Here is a 24295-nt window from a genome sequence, read left to right as displayed (position 1 = left end):
CAAGTTTTTTTATCCTTTTTGTTCAATTTTATCTAATGCTTTAATAACATCCCAACAAAAATTATTTGGTTGTGCTAATTCTACGAAATGATGTCGCTTGAATTGTTTCATTACATTTTTTTGGACTCCAGCAAATAAAACATTAATATTATTTTGGCGACATAATTCTACTACATCAATAAACTCCCGGATCCCTGAATCATCGATTGAAGGTACACCACGCATTGAAAAAATAATATTATTACATTCATTTAAAATCTCATTAACTTTTGTAATTATTTGTTCTTGATTTCCAAAAAACAATGGACCAGCCATATAAATTACTTTAGTCCTTTGATGATCATAATTTAACTCCTTATCAAGTCGTTGTGGTTCAATATCACTTGTTTCAATATCTAAATCAGAATTATTGATTACAAATAAAATCATAGATATAAACACTCCAATTACAATTGCAACTGTCAAGTCAAATACAACGGTCGCTAACATTGTTACTAAGAATTGTGTCATACTTGTTTTTATTCGTTTCGAAAAAAATTGTTTAATTTCATGCCATTCATTCATTTTCCAGGCGGTCATAATTAACACACCGGCTAAAGCTGATAAAGGAATTCTTGACATAAATGGACCTAAAACAAACATTGAAATTAGTAAAGCCGCTGCATGAAAAATACTAACTAAACGCGTTTGACCGCCAGCTTTAATCGCAACACTCGTTCTAGCAATAGCAGCTGTAGCAGGAACACCTCCAAAAAAAGGAATAACCATATTACCAATCCCTTGTGCAAAAAGTTCTTGATCAGCATTTAACTTTTCATTTTTCATTTTTCCAGCACTAGCACCGCATAAAAGTGATTCAATCATTCCTAACATAGCAATACTAAATGCAGGAATAATTAGATTTGTTATTGCTGTTAAATTTAAACTATTCAATGACAAACGAGCTTTAGGCAATAATGTAGATGGAATACTCCCGACCTCTGCTACATTAAATTTAAATACTAAATTAATAATCAAAGCAATAATAATTCCAGCTAATGAAGCCGGAAATATATTTCCCCATTTTTTAGGCCATAAAATAATAATTGCTATTACTAGTATCCCAAAAAACAGTGCCTCTAAATTTACATTAAAGCCTAACATACGATAAGATAAGATTTTTTCAATCGGATTGCTTCCTTTCGAAGTAACTCCAAAAAAATTATCAATTTGTCCAGTTGCAATAATTATTGCGATTCCACTCGTAAATCCAGTAATTACACTAGCTGGTATAAATGATACTATCTTACCAAACTTAAATAATGAAGCAATTAATAACATTACCCCAGAAATAAAACTAGCAACAAACACCCCCTGTAAACCATATGTAGTTGACAATCCAATTAAAATTGCTGACATTGCTCCAGTTGGTCCAGAAATTTGATACGATGCCCCAGATAAGCCACCGATCAATAATCCTGCTATAATCGCTGTAATCAAACCAGCCCCAGCATCAGCACCACTACTCACCCCAAAAGCCAAAGCTAACGGCAACGCAACCGCAGCTACGGTTAATCCTGCCAAAATATCCATTACTAGCTTTTGACCATTATAACCTGCAAATTCTTTTTTCAAACTTAATACATAATCTTTAAACATCCTACCCTTTATCCTTTCAAAATACTTTTTTATTATAATGATAAATATTAGTGATTTAAAGTAAAAAATAAATATTTTACTGTTTTTTATTAATATTTCTAACTTATTATAAAAATATCGATAAAATCATCAACCATAAAAAGACTACTACTTCTACTCTAAATACATTAAAAGAGGCTATAACACCTAAAAGTTTAAAAAACTTTATTCCTTATAGCCTCTTTTATTCAGCCTCTCCAATAATATCAATTAATTTAGCCAATGGTTCACTTATATATTTTTCTTGATGATATAAAAGCTTTGTTTTATTATAAAGCAATTCATCTGTTTCCACCGTTTTTAAAGTACCATGCTTTAACTCCTCAGTAACTAAAAGAGTAGGTAAAACCGCAAAACCAAATCCAGCCTTACATGCTTCAATCAGGACCTTTGAATTTACACTTGTCCATTTAGGATATGCTGCCAATCCTCGCAAATATAAACAACTATCAATAATATCTCTAGTTGCACTCCCTTTTTCACGAAGCAAAAGATCATGAGTACAAAGTTCTTTTAATGTAATTTCATTATCCGCAAAATAATCTGGTGCACATAAAACGTTTAATTGATAAGAAGAAAAATCTATTACAATAAAGGGTCCTGGTGGAACTACTCCCTCTACCAAAGCAAGATCGGCTTCTCCACATTCCAAAACTGCCAATGCTTCTTTTGCACTGACCACTTGCACCTCAACCTTAATATTAGGATAGCTGCTTGCAAATTGTTTTAGAATCTTTGGTAACCAAAAGGTTGCAATAGTAATACTTGAAACAACTTTTAGAGGCGCACTCATTTCCAAAACATCTATTTGTTTTTCTAAGTCATGATATAGTGATAAAATTGGAATAACTTTTTCCAATAATAATTTCCCTGCAGGAGTCAATATAATTGCCTTTGATAAACGATCGAATAGGACAACATTTGTTTGTTGTTCTAATTCCCTAATCGCATGCGATACTCCAGATTGCGTAATAAATAATTGTTTTGCTGCTTTAGTAAAACTCCCTGTATCAACTACTGTTTTAAATATTAATAAATGTCTAAGGTTCATAGCTTTCTCCTATCATGAATAAAAGTAATGTATTTCATTAAATTATATCATTTTACTAATGTATATACAACTTATATAATCTTGATATATAAAGGAGAATATTAATGAAAGCAAATAAACTAAAAGACCTTACATGGTTGTTCTTTATCAATATTTTTATTAGCAGCTTTACATTTGGAGGTGGTTATGTGGTTGTATCAATGGTTCGTAAGTATTTTGTTGAAAAAAGAAAAATTTTCAATGAAAGTGACTTAATCACCATGTCGGCAATTAGCCAAACAACACCTGGAGCAATCGCAATCAATCTTGCGGCATTAGCTGGTTATAAAGTTGCCGGTACCATTGGAACTATCGTTAGTTGCATTGGAGCGATTATTCCGCCAATTACTATTTTGGCAGTTGTTTCATTATGGTATCAAGTTTTTAGTACAAATCACATCATTATGGCTATCTTAAAAGGAATGCAAGCCGGAATTGCTGCTATTATCGTGGATATCCTAATAGGAATGACAAGAGCTATTAATGAACAACATTCAAAATTATTAACCGCGATGATTCCTATTACTTTCATTGCCAGCTATATCTTTAAAGTTAATATCGTTGTAATAATCTTAATTACAATTATCGTAGCCACTGCTCAACTATACTATCGCCGGAGGTACTGCCAATGTTAAATTTATTTATAATTTTCTTTAAAATTGGATTATTCAGTATTGGTGGCGGCTATGCAATCATTCCTTTGATTCAAGAACAGGTCGTCAATAACTATCATTGGATCAGTGCCAATACATTTACTGACATTATCACAATTTCGCAAATGACACCTGGCCCTTTAGCAGTTAATACCTCTACTTTTGTGGGTATTCAACTAGCTGGAATTAGTGGTGCTATCGTTGCTACAATTGGTTGTATTTTTGCTGGAGCAACAATTTCAATTATCCTTTATCTTCTTTTTACTAAATATCAAAAACTAGAAATAATTACAAATATTCTAAATACTTTAAAAGCTACATCAGTTGGTTTGATCATGTCTGCTGGTGCAACAATTTTAATTCTAACTTTTGTTGAAAATAACTCTATCAACTTTTTAGCAATAATTATTTTTGTAATTTCTTTATTATGGTTACAAAAAAAGAAACCTAATCCGATTGCCCTAATGATTATCACAGGAATTATTGGATATTTCGTATATTAAGACAAAACCCGGTTACTAAATCTAATAATGACCTTTGATTTCTTATTTATTCAGCTAGTTCTAAAATGCCTAACTAAAGATTATCTTTATTTCCAATGAACATTTTAACAAAATCAAAAAAAACTGCCTATATGACATTAAGAAGTGTCTAATATGAATGGTTTTGGTCTTGTCTAATTTAATATCAACAATCCATTTTTTACATTACATCAACAAATTAGTCAATCAATTTAATATAGATAATTATCTAGCTTCTAAATTACTTTATTAATAACGCTGATATTCATATCCTAAACTCTAATTAATTATTCTGAATAGATAAAAATAATTGTATTTTTTATTACAAATATTTATCACTTCTTTGATAATTATCAAAATATTTAGTTTTAGTATAGCTTTCCTAACATTATTGAAAGATAACAATCTTACTTCTAATATAAATCAATACTTGACTTCATTGAATATTGAAGATAATAAATGTATACATAATTCAAAATACATGAATATCTCATTATTAAATAATTTTCCTTACTAAACCACTATTCTTATAATTGTGTGACCTAGTTACAGAACTAATTTTAAATTAAAATTATAATAATCTTGAAAATGAATCATAGATTAATAATTATGGAGGAAAAAAATGAATACTAATCAAAAAATTCTTATCGTAGGCGGAGTCGCTGGTGGCGCTTCAGCTGCTGCTCGTCTAAGACGTTTAGATGAATCTGCCAACATTATTATGTTTGAAAAAGATGAATATATATCATTTGCTAACTGTGGTTTACCCTATTATATTGGTGGTGAAATCACTGATCAAGAGGCTTTAACCTTACAAACTCCTGACAGTTTTAAAGCACGCTTTAATGTCGATGTTCGCAACTTTAACGAAGTTACTGCTATTACTCCTGAAACTAAAACCGTTACTGTATATAATCATCAATTACAAAAAGAATATCAGGAAAGTTATGATAAATTACTTCTTTCAATGGGAGCAAAACCAATCAAGCCAAATATTCCTGGAATCAATTCAAATAAAGTTTTTACACTTAGAAATATCCCTGATACTTATGCAATAAAAGAATACGTTGATACCCATAAACCAAAACATGCAATTGTTGTAGGTGGGGGATTTATTGGTATTGAAATGGCAGAAAATTTACATTCAACTGGAATAAATGTAACGATTGTAGAAATGGCTAATCAAGTCATTTCTCCGATTGACTATGAGATGGCTTGTGAAGTTCATCAACATCTTATAAGCAAAGGAATTAACTTAGTTTTAGAAACAGAACTTCAAGCTATTAATGAAGCCGATAACAAGCTGACAGTTACTCTAAATAATCAAACTGTAGATACAGATATGGTAATTATGGCAATTGGTGTGGTACCTGAAACTAAGATTGTAAAAAATACAGAAATTGCAACTAATTCTCGCGGAGCAATCATCGTCAACGATAAGATGGAAACATCAATCAAAGATATATATGCTGTAGGCGATGCTATTGAAATCAAAAATTTTGTTACTAATAAAGCAAGTTATGTACCCCTAGCAGGCCCAGCTAATAAACAAGGACGAATTGCAGCTGATAATATTTGCGGTTTTGATCGCCATTATCAAGGAACACAAGGTTCATCAATTTTAAAAGTCTTTGACTTAACTGTTGCAAGTAGCGGAATCAATGAAAAAACTGCTAGGGAATTAAATCTCAATTACGATAAAGTCTACACATATTCAGCTAATCATGCCGGCTATTATCCAGGTGCGGTCAATATGTCAATAAAAGTCCTTTTTGATAAATCAACGGGAACCATTTTAGGGGCTCAGATAGTTGGTTATGATGGGGTTGACAAGCGCATGGATGTTTTAGCAGCTGCTATTCGTGCCAAAATGACGGGTTTTGATTTAACTGAATTAGAACTTTGCTATGCTCCACCATATGGATCAGCAAAGGATCCTGTTAACATGGCTGGTTTTGTAATTGAAAATATTCTTACTGACAAGATCAAACAATATAATTGGGATGATGTTGCATCACTGCCCCGTGATGGCAGTGTGATTCTATTAGATACTCGTACTGAATTAGAATATGCAAATGGTCACATCGATGGTTACATTAATATTCCATTGGATTCCTTGCGAACTCGTCTTCATGAGCTTAATTTAAATAAACCTATTTATGTAACCTGCCAGATTGGACTTAGAGGCTATATAGCATCACGGATTTTAAGTCAAAATGGTTTTGATACTTATAATCTCAATGGAGGATATCGCTTATATAATACAATTTTTAATCAAGAACATGATGAACCCAAAATCAAGACAATGCATCCTGCTTGTCCCATAGAAAATCCAGAAACAATTAAAATTAATGCCTGCGGTCTTCAGTGTCCAGGTCCGATTGTAAAATTATCAGCATCACTAGAAACTGCTAAAGATGGCGATATTATTGAAATTCAAACTACGGACCCGGCTTTTGCTACAGATCTAGATGGCTATTGTCGTCGTACTGGTAATGAACTAATAGAACTTAGCTGTAATAAAGGAATTAGCAGTGCTAAAATAAAGAAAGGACAGAACAGTATCTCAAACGGAAATAAAAATAATAAAAATATGATTGTTTTCTCTGGAGATTTAGATAAAGCAATTGCATCATTTATTATTGCTAATGGCGCAGCGGCTATGGGACGAAAAGTCACAATGTTCTTTACCTTCTGGGGACTAAATATCATTCGACGACCAGAAAAGGTTAAAATCAAAAAAAATTTTATTTCAAAAATGTTTGCAATGATGATGCCTCGTGGTTCAAAAAAACTATCGCTTTCAAAAATGAATATGGGTGGTATGGGAGCTAAAATGATCCGTACTATTATGAAAGATAAAAATATTGACAGTTTAGAAGATTTAATCAAACTAGCTCAAGATAATGGTGTTGAACTAATTGCCTGTTCGATGAGTATGGATGTAATGGGCATTAAACAAGAAGAATTGATTGATGGTGTTACATTATCGGGAGTTGCTACTATGTTAGCTAACGGTGAAGAATCTGATATGTCACTATTTATATAACAAAAGGAGCTTGGAATTAATTCCAAGTCTCCTTTTTATGATTGTTTCTTTTTTCTTAAAATTCCAATTCCTAAGATGCTGATCAATAATGTTCCCGCCAATATTTGAATAGATACTGAATCACCAGTTTTAGCTGCTGAAGTACTATCATCTTTTGGTATCTCTTTTTCTGGCGTAGGAATAACTGTTACATCACCTTCAACTTTATCGTTTGTATTTACATCTTCTTTTATCACTAATTGATCTAACGCTTGATGCAATTGGTCATACATCTCATCGACTTCTGCCTGTGCAGCATTTTCATCATCAATAATTGATTCTACCTTCTCTAACAAGGCTTCAACTTTAGTAAGACTTTCAGAAGTATATTTTTCTTTATCAAGTTTCAATGCAGTATTAAAAATTGATATTAAATTATTTTTATCAGCTTTTTCAACTAATGCTGCGACTACTTCATTTAATTTATTAATTGCTTCATCAACTTCATGTTTCGTAGCATTATCATCATTGAAAACTTCTTTAGCTTTTTGTAAAGTGACTGTAAGTAATTCAATTGATTGAGGGGTATATTTAGCTGTATCTAATTGTTTACTTGCTGAATTGATTGTTTCTTCCAACTCCATTTTATCAACAATCTTAGTAAGTCCTTTAACACTATCTTCCAACTGATCAATTGCTTTTAAGATATCTTCAGATGTAACATCATCATCGTTATAAACTTTAACAGCATTATTTAATGCTTCTTGATATCGCGCAATACTATTAGGGGTGTATGATGAAATATCTAAATCTTTATATTTCTTATAAATTTCCTGTAACTTAGATTTTAAAGTTGTTCCATAAACTTCAAATTCCCATAGTGAATACCCATAATCACTTCCAACTTCAATCCCTAACATCCTTACATATCGTCCTGTTACATCTTTATATGATAATTCATCAAGACCTCCATCGCCATCATTAATATCTGATATATCTGTCCAAACTTGACCATCATTAGAAACTTGCACTTTGTATTTCTTTGCACCGCTTCCTTCCCAATTCAAAATAACTTTAGAAATATTATAAATATCTTGTAAGTCTACATATATCCACTCATCATTAGATTTCCGATTAGATACCCAGCGTGATTGCTTTCCATCAACTATTTCATTTGTACCTTTACCATCAAACGCTAGCGAAGATTCATATGTTTTATTTCCATCTTTCGAATCAACATATTCTGAGCTCGCATTCGAAGATTTATTCAAAGCTAAATTTACATTTGGATTTTCAGGTTCTAATACAGCTTCCCCGTAAACTTCAAATTCCCATAATGAATATCCATAAATTCCTCCAGGCTCGATTCCTAACATTCTTACGTATCTGCCTGTTGTATTTTTATATGTCAGTTCATCAATACCACCTTTACCATCTGTAATATGTGATATATCTGTCCAATTCTGACCATCATTAGAAATTTGCACTTTATATTCTTTAGCACCATTTCCTTCCCAGTTAAGAACAACTTTAGAAATATCGTAATCAGCTTCTAAGTCAACATAGATCCATTGTGATGTTGCTGTTGGATCATCTTTTGTTCTTAAAGATACCCAGCGTGATTGCTTTCCATCAACTGTTTCATTTGTACCTTTGCCATCAAACGCTAATAAAGATTGATATGTTTTATTACCATCATTAGGGTCAGTAAACTCGCTACTTGCCTTAGAGGTTTTATTCAATGCAATATTTACTTCAGGCACCACTGGTTCTTGGTGTAATTTTCCATACACTTCAAATTCCCATAATGAATATCCGTATTTAGAAGCACATTCTATACCTAGCATTTTAACATACCGAGCAGTAACAGTTTCATTAAATGGGATATTTGCAATTCCAGGTTGTCCATTCTCTTCTAGATAAACCTTTTGCCATGTTTTTCCATCTTCAGAGACAAGAATTTGATATTTTTTAGCACCATTTCCTTCCCAATAAAGTTTTACACCCGTTAAATCATAATTCGCTTCTAAATCTATTTGAATATATTCATCATTCGAATTTCTATTTGAAACCCATCTTGATTGATCATTTCCACCATTATTTTCAAAACTTCCATCAATAGCTCTATTTGCAGTATAAACATTGTTATAAACTGAAGAAGCTGTTGCTGTTTTATTTAAAGCAATATTCTCTAAATTTTCTGCTTCAACAAGTTCGCCATAAACTGACCACTGGATGATTTGGTATGATGAGCCACTAGAACCATTTAATTTTAATCTAACATATCGTGCTTCTTGATTACCTAAATCTGAAATGTTCTCATTACCACCTTGTCCATCAATTATAGTTTTTACTGTTTGCCACATTTGTGCATCATCAGAAATCTGAATTTCATAATTAGGTGCATAATTATTTCCCCAATCAACCTGCATACTTGAAATTTTATAAATTCCTTTTAATTCTACATAGATCCATTGATCACCGGCTGCACTCGAAATCCAAGACGTATTGGCTTTATTATCAATTGCATGAGTCGGTAAGTTCAAATCCTTTATTGTACTTGAAAATGCATTTTTATTAGCTGCAATATCCTCATCTTTATAAGAACCATACACAGAAATTTCATAAATACTAATACCATATTTTAAAGTTCTTGATTTATGTGACGAAACTCTAACATAACGCCCATATACAGGTTCATCAAAATTGTATTCATCCAATAAGCTACTTCCAGTTGCCATACTATTTTTAACCGTTATCCAGTTATTTTTGTCACTAGAGACCTGAATATCATAATCATCAGAACAAGCGGATTCCCATTGAATGCTCATAGCATTAATTTCTGAATATTGTCCCAAATCAACCATGATCCAGTTCTCATCTTCATTTCGTAATGAACTCCATCTTGTACTTGTATTACCATCTACAACTAATTCTTTAGTATTTCCAGGGTCATTTGTTGACGTACTGCTTGCTTCAACAGATTTATTAAGCGCTATTGAATCACTTGCTTTAAATGTAATTTCCTTAATTTCAAAACAATTTCCATTTCCATCTTTCATGATAATCTTAATATATGGGTAGACTCCTTTTAATTCAATCGTGTCTGTCTTACCATCACCATTACTTACAGATTTCAATAATTCATAATTTTTACCATCTTGAGAAACCATAACATCATAAGCACTAGCATAATTATCACCCCAAAGAATATTCATAGATGCTAAATGTTTATTATTGCCAGTAAACATACTGATCCATTCATTTTGCGTTTCTTCACTTTGCCAATATGTATTTTCATCACCATCAAAAGCTTTTTCGACTTCGTGTCCAATCATTGAAGAATTAGTATGATAACGATTATCTGAGCCTTCTGATAACGTCATTGTTTGTCCAGCATATGGTAATGCTCCTGAAACAAATGTTGTTTGTGTTTCTTGATTATCATAATTTAAATTTACATTTACAGTTTGATTGGCTGCTGTATCATTGACTGCTACAGAGATTTTTCTTGTATCCTCTGATTCATCAATAATAATACTGCAAGGTTGATCAACAGTAATTATATAGCCATCTTTATATTCCAATGAACCAGCTTGATAGAAATTAATTTGAGTTTGTTTTAAACCGTCATGTCTTACCGCTTGAACTTTTTCGTTATTAGCAATTACAGTAACTGGTGTATTACCGGCATATTGACTAACTGCACCTGCTGTGGTATTTGGTACGACAATATAGGCATAGCTATCATTGCTTGGCTTTAATCCATGATCTAAATAGGCTGTAAAAGTAGCCGGAGTTTCATTCTTTTTTGCTTCATCCCATAATGACGGATTATTAGTTTGAACACTATTACTTACAACTACATCCGTATTTTCTAAGAAAACATATCCAACTTTTCCATTATATAGCCAATTAGTGTTATAAATTTGTTCTTTCGTTCCCTCAGCCACACTTTGACCACCAACATTTACATCTTCAGCTTCGCATTGATTTAATGTTGTATGGATATTGACTCCCTCAGTAGAATTGATCCCCGAACCTAGAGCAACAAATTCATCATCAAAGAAGAAATATCCTTTCTTTACTTGAGTCCCCTTTTTATTCATATCATAAGCAGTATTTCCATATTTACCATTGGATACCCCAATTGTATGTTCAGTTCCATTTGTAAAACGACCTGCATTAGCATAATCTTGAACGATTCGTGCTGCTGTTGTTGTTCCTGGACAATGAGCCCAATCATATGTTGGATAAACGTTAGTATATTCATCTCCGTCAACTGTGATTGTTGAAGCTGCTGATGATGTCCAATAAATTAATTGTCCTCCGTCTTTATCATAACCTGACCAGCTGCCACGCCATTCACCACCGATGATTTGGTTAGAGTCCATTTTAATATTAACTCCGTACCCATCTCGCATGTGAGAAGCATAACCAGAACGCCACATATAATAATTACCATTTTTTCCATTAACTGTATTTTTTCCTTGGATGTTATCAAGGATTGCTTGATATTCATCAGCTCGATCAGGATCTGATTCAATCATTCTCTTAAGTGGATCGATATACTCTGCTGCATAGTTATCATAGCCAACATCATAATCATATGGCCGATATCCAAGGTAAAGCTCCATAATATCTCCTCTGATTGTCCAGCTTGTCCCATCAATCATATAATCAGCCATTAAATCAATGACATCTTGTTCAAATGCATAACTAGTTTCTCTTAGCATATAAATCCAAAAACTCATATCTCTAAACATTGACATTCCATATCCATTAGAATAGAACTGCCTACCATGCATATAGAAACTGTTATCAACCTGAACTGCTTCAGCAGTATTATCATCAGTTTGAACAACTAAGCAATAACTTAAATAATCATCTACAAGTTCTTTTAAATCTAATTTCTTAAATCCTGTAGAATTGGTATGTTTAGTCCCATTTTCTGTAATAATTGCGTAATAAACATAATTTTGATCAAACCATAAATTATTTTGACCTGTACCATATTTAACTGGTGTTTTTTCCAATAATTTATTAAGCATAATATCCATTGCATCTTTACTTACAATGCTTTCCATAAATAAAGCAATTCTAGAAAATCTTAATTGAACTCCAATTTGATTCTCCCACCAGTTAGAAGAAGATGGATTCATTTTTCCCCAATAAACAATTGCTTTATTTAGCTTATTAATTACTTCTTCGTCATGATAAAGAGCGTTTCCCTCTTTATGATAAGCAACTGTAATTGCTTGTAGACGATCAAGAGCTAAATAAGGTGACCATGCTGTTCCATTAGCAGCACTTGATGTCGCTTTGTAGTCAACATCCCCAAAAGCACCATCTTCTTGAATCAAATCAAGATAATCTTTTGCTTTTGAAACATAGCATGTTTCTACTTTTGACCCATCATCAATCGTGTCTAAAGTTAAAAAGTAATCTTTTAAACGCGTTTTGATTGTTGCAAAATCACTCTCACTTGCATAAGTTACATTCATGGAACTTAAAACAAGCCCAAAAGACATAACTAATGACAGGATTATTCTCAATGCCTTTTTAATCATATAATATCCTCCTTTTAAATAATATTGAAAACGCTTACTACATCTATTATTTTTAGTTATTATCACTTGAATTTCAACGAAAAATCACTTGAAAAAGTTTTTTATAAACCTTTATAATCAGTAGAATATGGTTGAATTATAAATGATGAAAACGTCTTTAAATTTTTAAAGACGTTCGTTCAACTATTTTCACACTTAATAATTGTGTCATCGGAATATTATCTTTACGATGAATCCGATCAATTAGATTAGATACCGCCACCTCGCCCATCAGTTCCTTTTGAACTTGAACTGTTGTGATCTGCGGTACTGATTTAACACACAACGGTGTATCGTCAAATCCAACGACACTAATATCCTTGGGGACTTTTAAGCCCATATCTTTTAACGCAGTAATCACAGCAAATGCATTAGAATCATTTGCACATACTAAGACCTCTGGTAATTTTTTAGTATTCAAAATTTCAATTATTTTATCAATTTGATTAGTTAAAACATATTCTTCAATTCCTTGTAGAAAAGAATATTTTTGAATATATTCATCAACCTTTGAATAACTAACAATATTATTCTTTAACAGTGACTGTTTAAATCCAATAAAACGATCCTCAAAACTAAAGGAATAATCAAGATCTCCAAAAAAACCAATCCGTTGATACCCTTTATTAATAACATGCGTAGTCATCATATAACTACCTTGTTTATTATGCGTCAAAACACAATCACACGGTGTACATAATGATGTAAAATCTACTAGAACAACGGGTACACCAATATTTTTAAGCAGCAGCAGGTTACTATCAGATATTTTGCCTACAACTAATATTCCAGCCACTTTCCTTTCTTCAATACATTCAGGTACTACGAAGTGCCCTTCTTCAAAATAATTTAAAATTGAAAAATAACCAAATACTTTTGCTTGTTCAACGATTGACCGTAAAACAATCGAATAAAAGTGTCCTGTATCTGCATAATAACTTTGCATTAAAATACAAATATTTGATTTAGAATAAACTGATAGATATTGTCTTTTTTGATTAATGTAACCCATTTTATCAGCCATTTTTAAAATTTCTAAACGCATTTCATCGCTGACACCAGGTTTATCATTTAGTGCAATTGAAACGGCATTAATTGAAATTCCTAATTTATTAGCAATATCTTTCATCGTCACTTTCATCTTTGTTTCACCTCATTAAATAGTATAGCACATGCTCCTCGATTATAGTACTTCTCCATTTGATGCAATTACTTGTTGATACCAGGCAAATGATTTTTTTCTAATTCTACGCATATCTTTTAAATCATCATTTTCACGATTGACGTAAATAAAACCATATCTTTTCTTCATTTGTGCCCGGCTGCTTAAAATGTCAACCGGTCCCCATGACAAGTAACCACGGCAATCAACGCCTTCTTGAATCGCTAATTTCATTTCCTCAAGATGTTTCCTCATATAATCAATACGATAATCATCGATAATTTGGCCATCTGCATTTATTTGATCATTATAACCAAAACCATTTTCCACTATATATATTGGCATTTCATAACGATCATACAATTGTCTTAAAGTAATTCTAAGACCAGTTGGATCAATCGTCCAGCCAAATTCTGACATTTCCAAATAAGGATTCTTTTTAATTACAACATCATTAATATTTGTTAGACTCTCCTCACCATAATGTGAAATTGTCGACATATAATAACTAATAGATAGTGAATCCGTAATCCCTTTCTTTAATATTTCTAAATCACCATCTAAGATTTCAGGCATTGTTCCTTCATTTTTCATATTTGCAAAATAATATGAATTATAATGTCCTCTTGCAAAAACATCTAAAAAAACATAAGCTTCACTTTGAGCCTTCATACTTTCAAGTGTATCAAGAGGATGACAAGTTTCTGGATAACTTTGAACCACTGTCGCCATTCCCATAACCTTACCACCTTTTTGATGAATATATTCATTAATAAGACTATGAGCAATCAAAGTATTATGCATAATTTGATTATCAAACGTTTGAGTATCAACTCCATCCGGACAAACTGCCCCAAAAAACATTTTTGGCCCTTTCTGTAAAATTCCATTTTGTTCATTAAAAATAATCCAATTTTCAACTTTATCATGATAACGATCAACAATCTTTTTGCACAGTTCTACAAATATATCGACTACTTTGCGACTATAAAATCCATTATACTTCTCATATAAAAATGCTGGCATTTCAAAATGATATAAAGTTGGAATTGGTTGAATTCCTCTTTTAAGCAGTGCATCAATAAAATGTTCATAAAACACAAATCCTTTTTCATTATATACTCCTTCATCGCTCATTAAACGTGACCAATCAAGTGAAAAACGATAAGCATTAAATCCCATTTCCTGAAATAAATCAAAATCCTCTTCATAACGATGGTAACTATCGATTCCGTCTTTAAAATCAGAATATTCACCGGTAACTGTTAAATCACAAACCGCTGGTACTTTACCATCCAGTGTATATCCACCTTCACTTTGATGAGCTGTAACTGCCCCACCCCATAAAAAATCTTTTCGTAACATTACTTCTTCCTCCCATTCTATTTCTAGCAGTATAGCTATTTTTTATATAACAAATTACTATTACTGATATAGATTTATTATCTTTAATGTCAGCTTGAATTTCAACTCATAATCACTTGAAAAAAAATTAATTAACTTGAATAAAAAAGAATAATCATAATGATTATTCCATAATTAATCAATAGTTAGTTTATCTAATTTATGTTTATCAACTATTGTTATTTTTCCTCGTGATATTTTTACAATACCCTCTTGACTAAAATATTTTAACATCCTAGTTACAACTTCACGAGCCGTCGCCATATATTTAGCGATTTGTTCATGAGTAATTTTTAACTCTAAAGAATTATTCTTTTCAGCTTCTTCCTTAAGAAAAATAGCTAAGCGTTTATCAACAGACATAAATAAAATTTGCTGCATCGCCCACATAACATCAGAAAAACGATTGGTTGCCATTTTATACCCAAATGTTTCAACATAAATATTTTGCTTCGCCAATTGTTGAAATAAAGTTGCCGTGATTGTAATGATTTCACTATTTTCTTCAATATCAATAAAAACATCAAATGTAATCGTTTCTAAAACACATGATGCCGAAAGAATACATACATCACCTGCAAATAAACGATATAGTGTAATATCACGTCCATCTGGTGATAACATATATGTCCGCAATTGACCCTTTCTCACTAAAACCACACCTAAACAATCATCACTACCACGATGCATTGTTATGCCTTTAGCATAAGTTTGAAGAGTGGCATTTTGTTTTAATAACTCTTTTTCGTTTTCATTTAAATGATCCCAAAAAGTTAAGAATTTTGTTAATTCTTGCTCCATCATTTTCACCCTTTCAAATTAATTCAAATTTTTTAATGCTTTAAAAATGCCATCATCATTAATCGTGTCAGTAACAAAATCACTAGCTGCCTTAACTAAATCATTAGCATTCCCCATAGCAACACCAACTCCAACATGTTTTAACATATCAATATCATTATTCCCATCGCCAAATGCCATTACTTCACCTAAATTAATTTGATAGTGCTTTATCATTTGATCAATTCCCTTATTTTCTCCGCCATCAATAGGGATGATATCCGCAAAGAGCGATGTCCAGCGTGCTGATTTACAATTAGGCATATATGATAATCGTTCACTATCTTTAGTCTCGTCTATATATGCCATTAATTGAATTATCTTACTTTCAATTATTTCATTAACAGCTTTAATGGGATAGCCCTCTTTATTCAGTGATCTAGCAGCTTCATCAAGACAATAATTTTGGATATTACTATAATTACCATTTATTTCTACAAATAATACGGGAATCTGATTTTTGTTAATATATGGTAATAAATTTCTAATATCTTCTCTTTCAATATATTTTTCATGAATAACCACTTCATGATTAAAACAATACTGTCCATTACTTGTGAGAAAACCATCAAACTCGAAACAATCTTGAATCACTTTAAGATTATTAGGTGGCCGCCCAGTAGCAACGAATAATCTAATTCCATTCTTCCGTAATTTTTTTAATGCTTCAAAAGTACTAGATGGCATTAAGTGTGTATCATGATCCAATAGTGTTCCATCAATATCAAAAAATTGCTTTTATCATCTACTTATCCTCATATTATTTTATCTTTTAGTTCTTAACATAATAAAATAATCGTCTTTTTATTATAATGTTTTCCAATACAGTATAGCATATGTAATCCTTCAATTCATAAAAAGAGAAAGTAATAGTTACTTTATCTTAACTACTATTTGACTAAATCAACAATCAACTCAGTACATTTATCGATTCCAATTTCACCACTATTTAAACATAAATGATAATTTTGCGCTAACCCCCAAACTTGATCAGTATAATATTTATAATTTGCTCGTCTTTTTTTGTCTTTATCAGCTAAACGTTTCTCAGGCTTCTCATCTGTTTCCCCATATAATCTGACGATCCGTTCCACTTTTTTATCAAGATCACTACAAATAAAGACATTAAAACAATCATCTCGATCTCTTAAAATATAATCTGCACATCTCCCAACGATTACACATGGTCCTTCTTGCACTAATTCTAAAATAATCTTTCTTTGCATCATCCAAATATAATCATTCATTGACATCCCATCAATATAATGACCTAAAAAAGCATAAGCAAAAGGATTACTAGATGGTGCATATTCACCATGTTCTTCAATATAATTCACATTTAATCCACTCTCTCGAGCTACTTTTTCAATTAATTCCTTATCATAAAAAGGTATGTTTAATCGTTTTGCTACCTCTTTACCAATTGTTCTACCGCCACTACCAAATTCACGGCTAATTGTAATAATGTTCTTGCGCATGATCTGCACCTCCTCCTAATCTTAGTCATTATCTATACTTTAATTTTACTACTTTACAAGCGAAAAGTAATGAGAAATCACTAATTTTATTGTCCAAAAGATATTTTTTATACCATTCATACAATAAACTATACCATTCATACAATAATTAAAATATACTAAAAGTAAGCCCCTATAATAAAGGTGTAAAAGATAACTGCAAGTAATAAAGGAGATTTCTAAATGAAAAAAATTGGATTAATGGTTGTTGATAATAGTGTGATCAAACAATTAAAGGAACTAATCATTAAAAATATTGACAGTGAATATCGTATCATTGAGATTCATGATAAGGAAATGTTATTTACAAAAAAAATGGATTTCTGTATTATTGAAGATTCTTTTGATAATCAAGGAATCAATTATGCTAAAACATTAATTGAAAATAATAATGATATGCTTGTACTAATTATCTCAAAAGACGGTTCAACTATTTTCGATGCAGTAGGTATTAATATTTCCAGCTATCTGCGCTATCAAGATATTAAAGCGAAATTTGTTCCAGCAATTCAAGATATCATCGATTATCTTGATAAACGAAAATTACTACTATTTAAAAGTGATCAGGGCATCGTCAATACCCAAACAAATGATATTGTTTATTTTGAATATTTAAATCGCATGACATATCTAAACACATTAGACAAAACATATCGCATTTTTATTCAAAACTTTGAATATCTACAAAAAATGCTTCCAAAAACCTTTTTTAAAATCTCACGTTCAGCAATTATCAATATCTTTAGATTAATTACTTTAAACAGTGAAAATGTAATTATGAAAAACTACGAAAATAAAGATATTGCTATTTCAAGAAGAAGATATCAAGATTTACTTGTAGTGTTAAAAAAACATGCTATTTCTTTTACAGAAAGGAAACTAAAAAAATGAAAACACTATCTACAAAAGCATCTAAACAAAAAATCTTATCTTTATTATTATTAGCTGGTTTATGGAGTATCATGCTGATCATTGTCTTACTCGCAGCTAAAAGTACTTGGGCCAAAAATTTAAATAGTCCTTATTGGGCTCCAGCCATCATTACAATTGGAATAATTTTCTTTATCACTTACTTCATCTTCACTGTAAGAGCGTTATTTTACCGCCAGCACGGATATGATAATCAATATATATATTATTATAAATCAACAAGTTATTTTAATATCCTTAAATTAATTATTAATACGCTTTTTAATAAAGAAATGTATCAAGATAAAATTGCCTTTAAGGATATTAAAAAATGTGAAATTGGATGGTATAATCAAACATTTAGAATACACTCATTTGGAAGTGAAGTCGCTCATCCAATTTATTTTAAGATTAATGAACAGATGGTTATTAAAACAGATTTAACTTCAAATAATGAGCATATTATTGAGTTAGCTAATCTTCTTAAAAGTCATGTAAAAAACTTTAAAGATCCCTACCATTTAGTTTTAGCAATGAACGATCGCAGTATTACTGTATACGAATATATTGAACGCATCATTCATAACAAAATAATCAAACCAAATCTATATAAATAGACGTGCGAATATTTCACACGTCTATTCTTTATTATTCAAAATTTAAATAATATATCATAAAACTATCCTGCTCACAGTTTTCCCAAGACTACTTATACAAAATTGATAAATTTTATAATTAAATAGCACCTTTTCAAACACCCTATTACTATATTCAAATTTTGATTTGAACTTTTCATAACAATTCTTTCCAATCAATTTTCAAACTTATCTAAACATATATTATTACTATTTCTTATAAATTTCCAGTATTCTACAAAAGCTTTTGTTTCACACGTAATTACTCTATTTTCTCCTCAATATAAGCCCACAAACAATCCTCATTATCATTTTCTATCGTATAGTTCAACAACCATATCCAATAATTTAATCTTTTTTATACGTTCCTTCTTAGTTTCCCATTTTTCTAACAATGTGGGGGCAAATAATCTTTTAATGTTTCATGATCTTGATTTGACCATGACATTTAAATCGCATAATAACGGTTTTCTACTTTTTTTTATTCGTTCCTCATTCCAAAAATTATCACTGCTATCTAAAACTAACAATTGTTTTTTATAAGTCGATATATTTTTAGAGCTTTCATTTGATGTTGAAGTGCCACACTAATAAATGTAACAATGAAAATATCAGCAAAAATCAGTACACTAATCATGCATAATAATTCTTAATCATCATCCCCTCTTAAATGTTAAATTATTCAAATGGATAAATCATTCCCCATTGAGTCCGAATTTGACTTAGCAGTGAACTTACATCCCGAGTTAACTGTAATTCATATTCACCAAGATTATTTATAATATAATCTTGCATATCAATAACTTCGTATTGTAGTCCCTGTTTATCATCACCACATTCAATGACTTCCTGATGACCATCTTTAGTATAAGTTATCGTTGCTTGATTACTCCGCGGATAATTATTAATTTCTATATACCCCAATTCTCCTGATATGACCCCACGCTTCGGTTGTTTTGCACGCATTGTTAGAGCCATTACAACCATTTGACCATCTTGATTTTTCATAATGATTCCTGATTGTTCATCAACCCCAGTTTCAAAATAATCAGCAGTTGTAATTACAACATTAGGTTTTGATGATAAAAAGTACCGGGCAAAACTTGTTGCATAAACACCAATATCTAATAATGCCCCACCAGCTAATTCTTTTGAAAAGAAACGATTATTAACATCATATTCTTTACAGCTGCCAAAATTGACTTGAATCATTTTTACATTTCCAATTACTCCTGCAGCAACCATTTCCTTTAATTTTTTGTATAGCGGCATATGGAAAATTGTCATAGCCTCTTGTACAACAACATTATTTTTCTTAGCTAAAGCAACTATTTCTTCCAATTGACGATCATTTACAGTAATTGCTTTTTCACATAAAACATGCTTTTTCACTGCTACAGCCTGTTTCATGATTTCATAATGACTATTATGGGGTGTTGCAATATAAACAACATCAACATCAGGATCATTTAATAATTCCTCAACACTTCCATAAGCATTTTTAATTTTATATTTCATTGCAAAATCAATTGCTTTATTCATATCACGATGTCCAACCGCATATATCTCCCCATTTACATCCAACAAAGCCTGAGCCATTTCATTAGCAATTACACCACTGCCAATAATTCCCCAATTTAATTTTTTCATTATTATTTCCTCCGTCTAATCTTCATAGATATATTATACATAGATTACAAATAGAAAAACTAGCAAGAAAATAATTTTCTCACCAGTTTCATAAAAGCCTATCTTTCTGACATTTTAAAATCTCTTAAAGCTTAATAAAAAACTCAAAAATTTAAATAAAGTATTCATTTTCCCTAGGTGTTGCCAGTTTCTTGCTAAAACTTTCTGCAAATGTTTGATATTCTTGATTGTTATTCATACTCTTAGCATGGACTGGGCAAATACGAATACATCTAAAACAAGCAATACAATCATTATTAATTGTCTTACAATCTTCTATATCAATAGCATTTGTAGGACACATATTGACGCAAACCCCACAGCCGCTGCACTGTTCATTAGTTTCTGGGCGAAATTTTCCCCCAGTTCCTCCTTCTTTATATGGGTATTTCCCTGGTACTGAAACAAATGAAAAATTATCATCTTTAATTTTTAGCCGCACCAAACTACCAAACAATTCATCACGATATAAGTCATCACGATTAGGACGACCCACTTGAATTTGACCATAAGTATGTTCACCCACTAAAGCTGCACCAGCAATAGGAATAAATCCTTGCTCCTTAACAGTATTAAATAATTCTAATAATGCATCATCATAATGACGGTTTCCATATGTAACAGTAATTACACATGATGTATGATCACCCCGAAATGATTTTAACCGTTCCAAAGCCTCGTGAAGAATTCTTCCACCGTAAACCGGAAAACCAAAAACTACAATATCATGACGACTAAATGTCATCTCTGGAATCGTTTCTTCTAGTGTTAAATCAATTTCACTTAACTCTCCCTCAAGTCCACGAGCAATACTAACAGCTGACTTCTTGGAAGTGTAAGTTGGTGAAAAATAAATTGCATATGTCCGATCAATCTTCATAATATATCCTCCCACCTTTATTTATTCTTTTATTATATCATTAAAATATGTACTATCTATTAATTAAAAATAGATTATCACAATAAATTGTATTATGATTAAACTAGAGGTGATGAAATGAGTACCTATTTTATAAATCGTATAACTATTGATCATGATTTAATCGAGCGAAACAGTTATCTAAATACAATTGCTACAATTAAATACTTTGATTTTTGATAATCCGATTACCTTTTTTGTTGGAGAAAACGGCACAGGAAAATCCACTTTATTAGAAGCAATCGCTATTAAATATGGCTTTAACCCTGAGGGGGGAACTTTGAACTTTAATTTTCACACTAACAATACTCATTCATCTTTGCATCATGCAATAATCCTTGATCGTGGTTATCGTCGTCCTGATGAAGGCTTCTTTTTAAGGGCAGAAAGTTTTTATAATGTCGCAACACAATTAGAATGATATGAAAAAAATGTTTTTAATCCCTATCGCTATTATGGTGGTAAATCATTACACCAGCAATCACATAGTGAAAGTTTTTTAACATTGATTCAAAATCGTTTTAATCAGAATAGTCTATATATTCTTGACGAACCTGAAGCCTCATTATCACCCCAGCGCCAGCTAACTTTATTAATTACTATTTATGAATTAGCAAAGCAGGGCTCACAGTTTATTATTGCTAGTCATTCACCGATCCTATTAGGAATCCCTGAGGCAAAAATACTTAATTTTGACTCAAAAGAGATAACACCTATTGATTATCAAGATACTGAGAGTTATCAAATAACAGAACTCTTTATTAATAATCGTGCCGGTCTATTAAATAAATTATTAAATAAATAAGATCATCTACCCTTTCAATATGATTTTATTTTTATAAAAAAACTAGCTGCATAAGCAGCTAGTTAAGCCATTTCTGTTAAATCATCTTTTATTTCATCAAAAGCAACGGCAATGTTTAAACCATGATCACCAATTCTTTCAAAATCAATTAATGTTTCTGTATATAATGCACTATGTTCCGGCGTACATTTTTTATCTCGCAAACGTCTTAACTGATTAAGTGAAAATTCATGTGTTGTAATATCAATACTATCTTCAATAACATCAACTTTTTCAACAATGTTATGAAGTTCATCGCGATTTAAGACATTTAATTCCTCTAAGATATTTCTTGTCAGGTCATTCATAATTTTAATTTCTCTCATCGCTTCATCTGAAAAATGTTCATCTTCACTATATAATTTCTCAGCACGTTCAGCAATATTAACCGCATGATCTCCAACTCGTTCTAAATCTCCAGCCGTTTTTAAGAATAAGCCAATTGATTTAGAATCATCGATTGGAAATTCATTAGAAATAGCATTGGTTGTAAACTGAATAATTTCTTTGTTTAAATAATCAATATATTGTTCATCTTTTAATAATTTTTCATGTGTCTTTTCATCATACTTAATAATTAAATCAAAAGCTCTTTGAACATTTTTTTGAACTATATTTAACATATTTTGTGTTTCATTAAATAATTGTGTGTTAGCGATTGCACTAGTTCCAATGTGATAATCATTGGTAAAGATACTATTATCCAAGAACTTAACAGATAATTTATCTTCAAAACCTTCTTTTTCAGGTAAAACCAAATATGACAATTTAACTAACTGCGCCCCGAATGGCAGCAATAATAATGTTGTAACAACATTGAATACCGTATGTACATTAGCAATTTGTGCCGGAATATTTGTTGGCGTCAATGACTGCATAAATGATGCAAACGGTGTTAACATACTAATAAAAACAAAGACGATCGTTCCAATAATATTAAATGAAAGATGAATGATCGTTGTACGTTTTGCATTACGCCCTGTTCCAATACTAGCTAAAACGGCAGTAATACATGTACCAATATTTTGACCAAATAATACATATATTGCTGATGGTAAAGTAATTACGCCACTCATCGCTAAAGCTTGCAAAATCCCAACCGAAGCTGAAGAACTTTGAATTATCGCTGTGAATCCAGCACCAACTAAAATACCGATTAATGGATTTTCAAACGTAGTGACAAGATTAACAAATTCCGGTGAACTTCTAAGCGGTACCATCGCACTAGACATCATTTCCATTCCCATGAAGAGAATTCCGAGTCCCGCAATAATACCACCAATTGCATCAAGTTTTTTACTTTTGAAAAAAGCAATTAAAGCAACACCGACAAATGCAATAACTGGTGCTAAAGCTGTAATATCAATTGCGATCAATTGACCTGTAATTGTAGTACCGATATTAGCACCCATAATTACCCAAACCGCATTTTCCAATTTCATCAACCCAGCATTAACAAACCCAACAGTCATGACTGTAGTTGCAGATGATGATTGGATTACTGCAGTAATAACTGCTCCTACTCCAACGCCTAGAAAGCGATTCGTCGTAAGTTTTTCTAAAATTGTTTTCATTTTGTTTCCAGCTGCTAATTCGAGACCATTTGACATCATCGTCATCCCGTATAAAAATAGCGCTAAACCACCAAACATAGCAAAGAAATCTGTAAGTTCCATCTTATTCCCCCTGTTACACGGTTACTTTAACATAAAATTTACATACTGCAAAGATTGTTAACAAATTCTTAACTTTTCTTTACATATTTTTACGCATTTTATTAAGTTTATTCAATTTTCTT

18 protein-coding genes and 1 pseudogene are annotated in these 24295 nt (G+C 31.3%); 8 read left to right on the top strand and 11 right to left on the bottom strand.

The features are described from left to right. Window positions 1-9 precede the first annotated feature (9 nt). Both EYR00_RS03305 and EYR00_RS03300 read right to left on the bottom strand, forming a co-directional pair. Entirely contained in the window at window positions 10-1638 is a 1629-nt protein-coding gene (locus tag EYR00_RS03305) for a SulP family inorganic anion transporter (RefSeq protein ID WP_003538703.1), read from the bottom strand. A 223-nt stretch (window positions 1639-1861) separates the two neighbouring features. After that, window positions 1862-2728, bottom strand: coding sequence for a LysR family transcriptional regulator (locus tag EYR00_RS03300; protein ID WP_003538704.1), 867 nt, complete (start codon window positions 2726-2728; stop codon window positions 1862-1864). Window positions 2729-2832: 104 nt separating this feature from the next. Here EYR00_RS03300 and EYR00_RS03295 point away from each other — a divergent pair, with 104 nt between their 5' ends. The 3 genes from EYR00_RS03295 (at window position 2833) to EYR00_RS03285 (ending at window position 6990) form a co-directional block, all read left to right on the top strand. Continuing rightward, window positions 2833-3402, top strand: a complete 570-nt coding sequence (locus tag EYR00_RS03295; RefSeq protein WP_003538705.1) for a chromate transporter — start codon at window positions 2833-2835, stop codon at window positions 3400-3402. Continuing rightward, the gene (locus EYR00_RS03290; protein WP_003538706.1) at window positions 3396-3923 is read left to right on the top strand and encodes a chromate transporter; all 528 of its coding nucleotides are present in this window, start codon (window positions 3396-3398) and stop codon (window positions 3921-3923) included. The genes EYR00_RS03295 and EYR00_RS03290 overlap by 7 nt, the downstream gene beginning before the upstream one ends. A 640-nt stretch (window positions 3924-4563) precedes the next feature. After that, window positions 4564-6990, top strand: coding sequence for a CoA-disulfide reductase (locus tag EYR00_RS03285; RefSeq protein WP_003538707.1), 2427 nt, complete (start codon window positions 4564-4566; stop codon window positions 6988-6990). 35 nt (window positions 6991-7025) lie between these two features. Here the strand turns inward: EYR00_RS03285 and EYR00_RS03280 are convergent, their stop codons facing one another. The 6 genes from EYR00_RS03280 to EYR00_RS03255 all read right to left on the bottom strand — a co-directional run bounded on the left by EYR00_RS03280 (window position 7026) and on the right by EYR00_RS03255 (window position 17462). Beyond that, on the bottom strand, window positions 7026-12539 hold the full coding sequence (locus tag EYR00_RS03280; protein ID WP_040434410.1) for a discoidin domain-containing protein: 5514 nt from the start codon (window positions 12537-12539) through the stop codon (window positions 7026-7028). A 157-nt stretch (window positions 12540-12696) separates the two neighbouring features. After that, window positions 12697-13719: a LacI family DNA-binding transcriptional regulator gene (locus EYR00_RS03275; RefSeq protein ID WP_003538709.1), complete on the bottom strand. Its 1023-nt coding sequence runs from the start codon at window positions 13717-13719 to the stop codon at window positions 12697-12699. Between the two features lie 42 nt (window positions 13720-13761). Next, window positions 13762-15105: a glycoside hydrolase family 1 protein gene (locus EYR00_RS03270; protein WP_003538710.1), complete on the bottom strand. Its 1344-nt coding sequence runs from the start codon at window positions 15103-15105 to the stop codon at window positions 13762-13764. Between the two features lie 174 nt (window positions 15106-15279). Next, a complete protein-coding gene (locus EYR00_RS03265; protein ID WP_224209064.1) occupies window positions 15280-15945 on the bottom strand; it encodes a Crp/Fnr family transcriptional regulator in 666 nt (221 codons plus the stop codon). Window positions 15946-15963: 18 nt separating this feature from the next. Beyond that, entirely contained in the window at window positions 15964-16707 is a 744-nt protein-coding gene (locus EYR00_RS03260) for a Cof-type HAD-IIB family hydrolase (RefSeq protein WP_154670627.1), read from the bottom strand. A 167-nt stretch (window positions 16708-16874) separates the two neighbouring features. Beyond that, window positions 16875-17462 carry a cytidylate kinase-like family protein gene (locus tag EYR00_RS03255; RefSeq protein WP_003538713.1) on the bottom strand — a complete coding sequence of 196 codons (588 nt, stop codon included), beginning with the start codon at window positions 17460-17462 and terminating at the stop codon, window positions 16875-16877. Between the two features lie 222 nt (window positions 17463-17684). Here EYR00_RS03255 and EYR00_RS03250 point away from each other — a divergent pair, with 222 nt between their 5' ends. Both EYR00_RS03250 and EYR00_RS03245 read left to right on the top strand, forming a co-directional pair. Further along, window positions 17685-18392, top strand: coding sequence for a LytTR family DNA-binding domain-containing protein (locus tag EYR00_RS03250; protein WP_003538714.1), 708 nt, complete (start codon window positions 17685-17687; stop codon window positions 18390-18392). Then, entirely contained in the window at window positions 18389-19027 is a 639-nt protein-coding gene (locus tag EYR00_RS03245) for a hypothetical protein (RefSeq protein ID WP_003538715.1), read from the top strand. The genes EYR00_RS03250 and EYR00_RS03245 overlap by 4 nt, the downstream gene beginning before the upstream one ends. 696 nt (window positions 19028-19723) lie before the next feature. Here the strand turns inward: EYR00_RS03245 and EYR00_RS03240 are convergent. Together EYR00_RS03240 and EYR00_RS03235 are read right to left on the bottom strand one after the other, a co-directional pair. Further along, window positions 19724-20695 (bottom strand): Gfo/Idh/MocA family protein, encoded by a 972-nt coding sequence (locus EYR00_RS03240; protein WP_003538716.1) that lies wholly within the window; start codon window positions 20693-20695, stop codon window positions 19724-19726. A gap of 151 nt (window positions 20696-20846) precedes the next feature. Next, entirely contained in the window at window positions 20847-21614 is a 768-nt protein-coding gene (locus EYR00_RS03235) for a 4Fe-4S binding protein (RefSeq protein ID WP_008792168.1), read from the bottom strand. Between the two features lie 190 nt (window positions 21615-21804). Between EYR00_RS03235 and EYR00_RS15750 the strand changes: the two are divergent. The 3 genes and pseudogenes from EYR00_RS15750 to EYR00_RS15740 form a co-directional block, all read left to right on the top strand. Further along, window positions 21805-21897 (top strand): annotated as a pseudogene (locus tag EYR00_RS15750) (AAA family ATPase); the annotation flags it as partial. Between the two features lie 36 nt (window positions 21898-21933). Beyond that, on the top strand, window positions 21934-22074 hold the full coding sequence (locus tag EYR00_RS15745; RefSeq protein WP_167309565.1) for a hypothetical protein: 141 nt from the start codon (window positions 21934-21936) through the stop codon (window positions 22072-22074). A gap of 84 nt (window positions 22075-22158) precedes the next feature. Beyond that, on the top strand, window positions 22159-22458 hold the full coding sequence (locus tag EYR00_RS15740; protein ID WP_003538719.1) for an AAA family ATPase: 300 nt from the start codon (window positions 22159-22161) through the stop codon (window positions 22456-22458). A gap of 62 nt (window positions 22459-22520) precedes the next feature. Here the strand turns inward: EYR00_RS15740 and EYR00_RS03225 are convergent, their stop codons facing one another. Beyond that, entirely contained in the window at window positions 22521-24173 is a 1653-nt protein-coding gene (locus tag EYR00_RS03225; RefSeq protein WP_003538720.1) for a Na/Pi cotransporter family protein, read from the bottom strand. Between the last annotated feature and the right edge of the window lie 122 nt (window positions 24174-24295).

Source organism: Thomasclavelia ramosa DSM 1402 (assembly GCF_014131695.1).
GTDB classification, from domain to species: Bacteria; Bacillota_I; Bacilli_A; order Erysipelotrichales; family Coprobacillaceae; genus Thomasclavelia; species Thomasclavelia ramosa.
Note: the sequence above shows the minus strand (reverse complement) of the source record. Positions and strands in the feature narration are given on the sequence as shown.

Coding starts and splice junctions, on each gene's coding strand:
- EYR00_RS03305 (WP_003538703.1), bottom strand. CDS start 1,638: ATGTTTAAAGATTATGTATTAAGTTTGAAAAAAGAATTTGCAGGTTAT.
- EYR00_RS03300 (WP_003538704.1), bottom strand. CDS start 2,728: ATGAACCTTAGACATTTATTAATATTTAAAACAGTAGTTGATACAGGG.
- EYR00_RS03295 (WP_003538705.1), top strand. CDS start 2,833: ATGAAAGCAAATAAACTAAAAGACCTTACATGGTTGTTCTTTATCAAT.
- EYR00_RS03290 (WP_003538706.1), top strand. CDS start 3,396: ATGTTAAATTTATTTATAATTTTCTTTAAAATTGGATTATTCAGTATT.
- EYR00_RS03285 (WP_003538707.1), top strand. CDS start 4,564: ATGAATACTAATCAAAAAATTCTTATCGTAGGCGGAGTCGCTGGTGGC.
- EYR00_RS03280 (WP_040434410.1), bottom strand. CDS start 12,539: ATGATTAAAAAGGCATTGAGAATAATCCTGTCATTAGTTATGTCTTTT.
- EYR00_RS03275 (WP_003538709.1), bottom strand. CDS start 13,719: ATGAAAGTGACGATGAAAGATATTGCTAATAAATTAGGAATTTCAATT.
- EYR00_RS03270 (WP_003538710.1), bottom strand. CDS start 15,105: ATGTTACGAAAAGATTTTTTATGGGGTGGGGCAGTTACAGCTCATCAA.
- EYR00_RS03265 (WP_224209064.1), bottom strand. CDS start 15,945: ATGGAGCAAGAATTAACAAAATTCTTAACTTTTTGGGATCATTTAAAT.
- EYR00_RS03255 (WP_003538713.1), bottom strand. CDS start 17,462: ATGCGCAAGAACATTATTACAATTAGCCGTGAATTTGGTAGTGGCGGT.
- EYR00_RS03250 (WP_003538714.1), top strand. CDS start 17,685: ATGAAAAAAATTGGATTAATGGTTGTTGATAATAGTGTGATCAAACAA.
- EYR00_RS03245 (WP_003538715.1), top strand. CDS start 18,389: ATGAAAACACTATCTACAAAAGCATCTAAACAAAAAATCTTATCTTTA.
- EYR00_RS03240 (WP_003538716.1), bottom strand. CDS start 20,695: ATGAAAAAATTAAATTGGGGAATTATTGGCAGTGGTGTAATTGCTAAT.
- EYR00_RS03235 (WP_008792168.1), bottom strand. CDS start 21,614: ATGAAGATTGATCGGACATATGCAATTTATTTTTCACCAACTTACACT.
- EYR00_RS03225 (WP_003538720.1), bottom strand. CDS start 24,173: ATGGAACTTACAGATTTCTTTGCTATGTTTGGTGGTTTAGCGCTATTT.